The sequence below is a fragment of the Parabacteroides sp. genome (assembly GCF_977054455.1).
The window spans coordinates 1-7,166 of sequence record NZ_CDRTCT010000048.1 but is presented as its reverse complement, the minus strand read 5'-3'; the positions used below and the strand labels follow the sequence as shown (position 1 = coordinate 7,166).

8 protein-coding genes are annotated in these 7,166 nt (G+C 49.6%); 5 read left to right on the top strand and 3 right to left on the bottom strand.

All coding sequences use genetic code 11. The features are described from left to right. Positions 1-341 precede the first annotated feature (341 nt). The 5 genes from ACW6QF_RS18010 (at position 342) to ACW6QF_RS17990 (ending at position 4,799) form a co-directional block, all read left to right on the top strand. The gene (locus ACW6QF_RS18010) at positions 342-806 is read left to right on the top strand and encodes a tellurite resistance TerB family protein (protein ID WP_456088811.1); all 465 of its coding nucleotides are present in this window, start codon (positions 342-344) and stop codon (positions 804-806) included. 190 nt (positions 807-996) lie between these two features. Next, complete coding sequence (locus tag ACW6QF_RS18005; protein ID WP_298550483.1) at positions 997-1,266, top strand: hypothetical protein; 270 nt, start codon at positions 997-999, stop codon at positions 1,264-1,266. Between the two features lie 34 nt (positions 1,267-1,300). Next, positions 1,301-2,713, top strand: a complete 1,413-nt coding sequence (gene fumC, locus ACW6QF_RS18000) for a class II fumarate hydratase (RefSeq protein WP_456088810.1) — start codon at positions 1,301-1,303, stop codon at positions 2,711-2,713. 56 nt (positions 2,714-2,769) lie between these two features. Then, a complete protein-coding gene (locus ACW6QF_RS17995) occupies positions 2,770-4,038 on the top strand; it encodes a putative DNA modification/repair radical SAM protein (protein ID WP_456088809.1) in 1,269 nt (422 codons plus the stop codon). Next, positions 4,035-4,799 (top strand): TIGR03915 family putative DNA repair protein, encoded by a 765-nt coding sequence (locus ACW6QF_RS17990; RefSeq protein WP_456088808.1) that lies wholly within the window; start codon positions 4,035-4,037, stop codon positions 4,797-4,799. Before ACW6QF_RS17995 ends, ACW6QF_RS17990 begins: the two co-directional genes overlap by 4 nt. A gap of 11 nt (positions 4,800-4,810) precedes the next feature. Here the strand turns inward: ACW6QF_RS17990 and ACW6QF_RS17985 are convergent, their stop codons facing one another. From ACW6QF_RS17985 to ACW6QF_RS17975, 3 genes are all read right to left on the bottom strand, one after another. Continuing rightward, positions 4,811-6,082, bottom strand: coding sequence for a S41 family peptidase (locus ACW6QF_RS17985; RefSeq protein ID WP_456088807.1), 1,272 nt, complete (start codon positions 6,080-6,082; stop codon positions 4,811-4,813). Positions 6,083-6,255: 173 nt separating this feature from the next. Further along, on the bottom strand, positions 6,256-6,447 hold the full coding sequence (locus ACW6QF_RS17980; RefSeq protein WP_456088806.1) for a hypothetical protein: 192 nt from the start codon (positions 6,445-6,447) through the stop codon (positions 6,256-6,258). Positions 6,448-6,471: 24 nt separating this feature from the next. Beyond that, entirely contained in the window at positions 6,472-6,936 is a 465-nt protein-coding gene (locus tag ACW6QF_RS17975) for a MaoC family dehydratase (RefSeq protein WP_456088805.1), read from the bottom strand. Positions 6,937-7,166 lie beyond the last annotated feature (230 nt).

The window sequence follows — 7,166 nt, the reverse complement described above, 5'->3', positions numbered from 1 at the left end:
TGAAAGAAACACAAAAAATGTTGAAATCCAATGAAAAATAACTATATTTGAACCGTCTAATCAGACGCACTTAGTGGTATACTTTTCAATTACTAAGTGGAGTACTTTTCAGTTATTATCTACAACATAGAACTAATAGTCAACGATGCAGCAAGAAAAGCGTTGAAACAACACAGCAAAATCACAATGAGTCTTTTACTCATAGCCATACAAAGCACCCGTCCCTCATTAAGTATCGAAGAAATAAAACGATATGACATAATTAAAACAGAAATGAACGGAGATTTTTCAAGAAAACAAAATAAAGAACGCCCTCGCATAGGGTTTAAATAGAAATTATTATGATAAATCAAGAACTGTTTTTAAAGACAATGTTCTGTTGCATGGCTTGCGACGGAGACATTGCGCAAGAAGAGATAGACATGATAAAAAGCGTCTGTGTGCAGATGTCTATACTTGAAGGAGTGGATGTGGAGAATGTATTGAATGCCTACATTTCTGCAATTAACAAAAACGGAGCATTGTTTCTCAGGAAATATTTGAATGAATTATCGGCGGAAAAGTTGGCATTAGAAGATGAATTGCAAATAATAGACTTGTCCATAAGAATGATTGAAGCAGACAATCACATAGAATATACAGAAGTAAAATTCTTCAAAAAAATTCGTTCAAGACTATCAATTTCTGATGAACAAATTTTAGCGCAACATCCAAGCAAAGAAGATTTTCTTTTACCTGACATTGATATGATAGAAGAACCCACTTGGGATGATAATATTACATTTGCAGACATTCGTTTAACTTAAACAGAGAGAGTACCCACCTCTAAGTCCTCTTTTCAAACAAGTCTTAGAGGTGAAAATACTTTAATTGTTATACGAGGCTACTTCTCGCTGTTTACTGATAGCGAAGGCAACCGCCTCGGCCTGTATTCCGATCTGTAAACCTTTTGCCTGCCCGGTTGTTTACCTTACATCTTTATAAACACAGACGATTATGGCAACAACAAGCAGACACCTGAGTGACAAACTGACAACCGAAGAACGGGGCATGCTCCCTTCTTCGGATTTCGGTATTCCGGAGACCCGTGAGTTTCCCATCCCCGATGCCACCCATGTCCGGGCAGCGGAAGCCTATTTCAGGTATGCCTCAGAAAAGGAGAAACCGCTTTTGGCTCATCGGATATTAATGAAAGCGCAGGAGTTCGGAGTGGATGTAAAGAGTCCGACCGTTCTGGAATGGGCGGAAAGATATCAATCGGAATAATTGAGTTAGGAAATGCATTAAAAATTTGCTTTTTATGGAATATCGGATAGAAAAAGACACGATGGGGGAAGTGAAAGTCCCCATTGATGCCTATTATGGTGCACAGACACAACGCAGCGTGGACAATTTCAAGATTGCCCAAGATATTAACCGTATGCCCAAAGAGGTGATACGCGGGTTTGCTTATCTGAAAAAGGCGGCCGCCCTGGCGAATAAGGAGGCGGGTGTCTTGTCGGCCGAGAAATGCGACCTGATCGGGCGTGTCTGCGATGAGATATTGGCAGGCAAGCTCGACGACCAGTTCCCGTTGGTGGTCTGGCAGACCGGAAGCGGCACGCAGACCAATATGAATGTGAACGAAGTGATCGCCAACCGGGCCCAGGTCCTGAACGGCGGTAAGCTGACGGATGAGGAGAAGGTTTTGCTGCCGAACGACGATGTGAACAAGTCGCAGTCCTCCAACGACACGTTTCCGACCGCCATGCATATCGCTGCCTATATCATGGTAAAAGAGGTCACCCTCCCCGGACTTGAAAAGCTGCTTAAGACGCTTCAGAAGAAAAGCCGGGATTTCATGCCGATCGTCAAGATCGGGCGTACGCACTTTATGGATGCCACCCCGCTGACGTTGGGACAGGAGTTCAGTGGCTATGCCTCTCAGTTGGAGCATGGAATCCGCGCGATAAAGAACGCCTTGCCGCATCTTGCCGAACTGGCGATCGGGGGAACGGCGGTCGGAACAGGCATCAATACGCCCCCGAACTTTGACGAATGTGTGTCGAAGCGGGTTTCGGAAATGACAGGGCAACCTTTCGTAAAGGCGCCGAATAAGTTCGAAGCGCTTGCCACGCATGATGCCATTGTCGAAGTGCATGGCGCTTTGAAGTTGGTTGCCGTCAGCCTGATGAAGATTGCGAACGATATCCGTATGTTGAGTTCCGGTCCGCGTGCAGGCATCGGCGAGATCCATTTGCCGGAGAATGAGCCGGGTTCTTCCATCATGCCGGGCAAGGTCAACCCGACGCAGTGCGAAGCCTTGACGATGATTGCCGCCCAGGTGATGGGCAATGATGTCGCGATCTCGGTCGGAGGAGCTAACGGGCAGTTCGAACTGAATGTATTCAAGCCGATGATTATCTATAACTTCCTGCATAGTGCCCGTCTGATAGGCGAGGGTTGTCAGAACTTCAACGACCGTTGCGCCGTCGGTATCGAGCCGGTGAAGGAGACGATCCAGAAACATCTGGATGATTCGCTGATGCTTGTCACGGCCTTGAATCCGAAGATCGGCTATTACAAGGCGGCTTCTATCGCACAGAAAGCCTTCAGTGACAATAAGACATTGAAGGAGGCGGCTGTCGAGTTGGGGGTGCTCACCGCCGAAGAGTTCGACGAGTGGGTGGATCCAGCCAAGATGGTCGGCAAATTGGAGATATTCCCAGACTAAAAGACTGAATACTTAAAAGATTATTCTTATTTTTGTCTGGAAATCCTAGTATAATTATGGATGAAAAAGTGCTTGAGAAGTTGAAGGTACTGGCCGAATCGGCTAAGTATGATGTCTCATGCGCTTCCAGCGGAACGTCGCGAAAGAACAAGAGCGGCGGGATCGGAAGTGCGGCGGGGTGGGGTATTTGCCACAGTTTTGCCGAGGACGGCCGCTGCATTTCGCTCCTGAAGATCATGCTGACGAACTATTGCATCTTCGACTGCGCCTACTGCATCAATCGCCGCAGCAACGACATACCCCGTGCCACATTGACGGTGACGGAGCTGGTGAACCTCACGATCGAATTTTACCGCCGCAACTATATCGAGGGATTGTTCCTTAGTTCCGGTGTCGTGCGCAATGCCGATTACACGATGGAACGCCTTGTCAGGGCGGTGAAAGACCTCCGGACTGTGTACCGTTTCAACGGCTATATCCATCTGAAAAGTATTCCCGGAGCGAGTCAGGAACTGGTGAACGAAGCCGGGCTGTATGCCGACCGTATGAGCGTGAACATCGAGATACCGAACGAGAAGAGCCTCCAGATACTTGCGCCCGAAAAAGACTTTAAGAGTGTCTTCCAGCCGATGCGTTACATCCAGCAAGGCGTGTTGCAGAGTGCCGAAGAGCGGAAACGTTTCCGCCACGCCCCGCGTTTTGTGCCTGCCGGACAGAGTACGCAGATGATTGTCGGGGCGACGCCCGATTCGGATAAGGATATCCTTCGCCTTTCGTCCGCCCTCTACCAGCGTCCGACGATGAAACGTGTCTATTACTCCGGTTTTATCCCTGTCAACGAATACGACAACCGGTTGCCGGCCTTGAAGCAACCGCCGCTGGTGCGCGAGAACCGCCTGTATCAGGCGGACTGGCTTCTGCGTTTCTATCAGTTCAAGGTGGACGAGATCGTGAACGATGCCTATCCTGATCTCGATCTGGAAGTCGATCCAAAACTCGGTTGGGCGTTGCGCCATCCGGAACAGTTTCCGGTCGATATCAATAAGGCGGATTACGAGATGCTCCTTCGCGTGCCCGGCATCGGGGTGAAGTCGGCGAAACTGATCGTCGTCTCCCGCCGTTATTCCCGCCTGGGGACGGAACAGTTGAAGAAGATCGGGGTCGTGATGAAGAAAGCCCAGTATTTCATCACTTGCCACGAACTGCCTGTCCGCACGATCAACGAAGTGTCGCCTGAGGCTGTCCGTCAAATCCTCACCCGAAAAGCGGGACGGAAGAATACGGACGACCGCCAGTTAGTCTTTCAATTCAAGGATGAATCATGACGGTATTCGTGTACGATAAGACCTTTGAAGGATTGCTGACCGCCGTCTTCGACGCCTATTCGCGCCGCAGCTTTCCGGATCTGCTGTTGGCGGAAGGCGAACCTTTTCCCTTGTTTTACGATGAGGCGGTGACGATCTGCACGGACGATGCCAAGGTGGACCGTGTCTGGAAAGGATTGCAAAGGAAATTATCCGCTACGGCTCTGTCTGTGATCACTGTCACCTGGCTATCCGAACTGCCGGAAGTGGACGTGCTGCTTTTCCGCTATATCCGCAAGGCGATCGATGCCCCGCATACGATCGAGCTGAACTTCGGTGATCCCGATGTCCTCGAAGTCTCCAAGATATGGAAGAAGGTGACGAACGAACGCCTGCGTGTCATCCAGTTCCTCCGTTTCCAGAAAGCGGCCGACGGCACTTTTTTTGCTGCCGTCAAACCGATCTATAATGTTCTCCCGCTGACATTGACGCATCTGAAAGACCGCTTTGCCGACCAATGCTGGCTGCTATACGACCTGAAGCGCGAGTACGGTTACTATTACGACCGCAAAGAAGCTGTCGAAGTCCGTTTCGAAGAGAAGGAAACCCATCTGCTTTCCGGCTTGCTCAGCGAAGACCTGATGGATGCCGACGAGAAGCTGTTCCAGCAGATGTGGAAGACCTACTTCAAATCGATCGCCATCAAGGAGCGCCTCAACCCCAAGCTCCACCGCCAGCACATGCCCGCCCGGTTCTGGAAGTATATGCCGGAGAAGCTGTAAGCCCGGAGGCGTCACTCTTTCTTGTCAGCGGAACCTTGTATGTATCGCAACGCAAACTCCAACTGTGTGTCTTTTCCCTCCATATAATCCGAAACCGTCTGCCTGACGATATGGTGTGGAGCGATTCCTACTCCTTCGAGCGGGAAACCCTTCGGTGAGAGGGCGGGAGGATTGGTCGGGATGCGGAAGCTCGTACCGTGCGACGTTTTGAACGTTTGCGGATGGTTGCCGGTGTCGCCGCCTGTCGGTTCGCCGATCAGGACCGCATTGCCGCTTTCCTTCATGTCGATGACGAAACTTTCGGCAGCGGATAATGTAATGGTGCTTGTCAATAAAAGTATTTTCCCTTGATAAGCGTCCGCCATGGGTATCATCGGGATGTTGCTGAGGCAATGGGGCTGCTCCTTGCGTATCAGGTAACGGCAAAGGTCACGTCCGTTGTTGCTGTTGCCTCCTCCGTTCCAGCGGACGTCGACGATCAGATAAGGCAAATGTTTCACTTTCGGATAATCTTCGGCGAAACTCTCCATCACGCCATTCATCATCGAGTTGATCGCCAAGTAGCCGGTGCTGTCGTTCAGGATTTCCCAGGATGTCATGCGTTGGTTGGAGGCCGGAAGGCTTTCTTGTGGCAGTAAGGCGAGTTGCAGGTCGAGCGTGTCGGCTCCACGGCTGACCGTGTAGGTCCTGACTGTATCCGTGTAGCTTTTGTAAAGGCGCCCGGCCGCGAGTAGACGCCTGTATTCGGGGGTCGAGGCTGGAATGTATTTTTCGTTTCGGTCTATCCATTCCTTGACCGGGGTCCCGTCGACGGCGATGATCCGGTCTTTGTCGCTGAAGCCCGACTGTTGCAAGTAGCCGTTCGGTTTGTCCACGAAAAGCGTGTCTCCGATAAAGGCGGGAAAGCCTCCGATCCGGTATTCCTTGACATAAACGAAGGCGTGCCCGGCTTGTAAAGCCGCGAAATACTCCAGCAGGGCTTTCCCGTATTCTTCTTCGGTAGATGACTTCTCGATCCGTTCGGCATAGGAGGAGGAAAGGGCGTCTATGTCGATATGCTTGGAGGCGTAAAGGGAGTAGTTGTCTTTGACGATCTCGCTGATCTCCGCGAAATCTTCCGCGAACTCATCCGGGGAAAGCGGCAGCTCGGACAGGTAGTGCCTTTCTACTTCCACCTCCGAAGAGTAGAAGTATTTGACGTAGACGACCAGTCCGACAAATGCCAGACCTATGAGTAGAACGATTGCCGCCAGTATCCGGCCGATGAGTTTGAGTGCTTTCATTACGTTTGCTTTTATGTGAATTGCCGCAAATATAGGGATTTGGATGAGAATATTCCCCTGAAATTTAAAATATGTAAGCGGAAATTTTCTGAAATACAGTTATATGTAGTCTCTTTGCCCTGTATCAGTCTTTCTACCGATAACTATCGGACAGCTAAGCGACTGTTATCGGATCACTGACTGATAATTATCGGACAGTTGGTCGACAGTAGTCGGTCGAAAGAATGATTGGAGGGAATCGGGACTTTTTCAGTCTCGCTGAAATGTCCGCCGTTGACGGACGGGAGGAAGATACGATTTCTTCTTCTTCCTGCCGTGGTCTGAACGGTCGCTTCCCGGCGTGTTTCGTATGTCCGGTACGACAATCGCCTTTGCGATTATCTGAAAAGTTATTCGAAGTAGTACAGGAAGATCGCAACACCCTCCAGCGCTTTCTTCGGCTGGTCCTTGATTTCGATGGCAAACTTGATCTCCGCCTTAGCTACGCCGCGCAGATTCGTCAGAGTCTGGAGTTTGGCGATCAGGCGGATGCTTTGTCCCGTCAATACGGGTTGTCCGAATTTCATCTTGTCCATGCCGTAATTAATCATCATCTTCAGGTTGTTCACTTCGATGATCTGGTTCCATAGGTGCGGAAGGAGTGAGAGCGTCAGGTAGCCGTGGGCAATCGTGCTGTGGAACGGGCTTTCCGTTTTGGCGCGTTCGGGGTCCACGTGAATCCACTGGTGATCTAATGTCGCATCGGCAAAAAGGTTGATGCGTTCCTGTGTCAGTTCTACATAGTCTGAAATTCCTATTTGCTGGCCTACCAGCTTTTCAAAGTCTTCGTACGAGTTGATAACTACTTTTCCCATTATTCTTTTGTTTAGTGATTTATGATCTTATACGTCCACCGTCAGGTAACCGCGATCTGTTTTATCGCCGGTTACAAGGTGTCTCTGCAATTTTCGCAATAATTTGTAGATAATAACTGAAAAGTACTCCACTTAGTAATTGAAAAGTATACCACTAAGTGCGTCTGATTAGACGGTTCAAATATAGTTATTTTTCATTGGATTTCAACATTTTTTGTGTTTCTTTCACG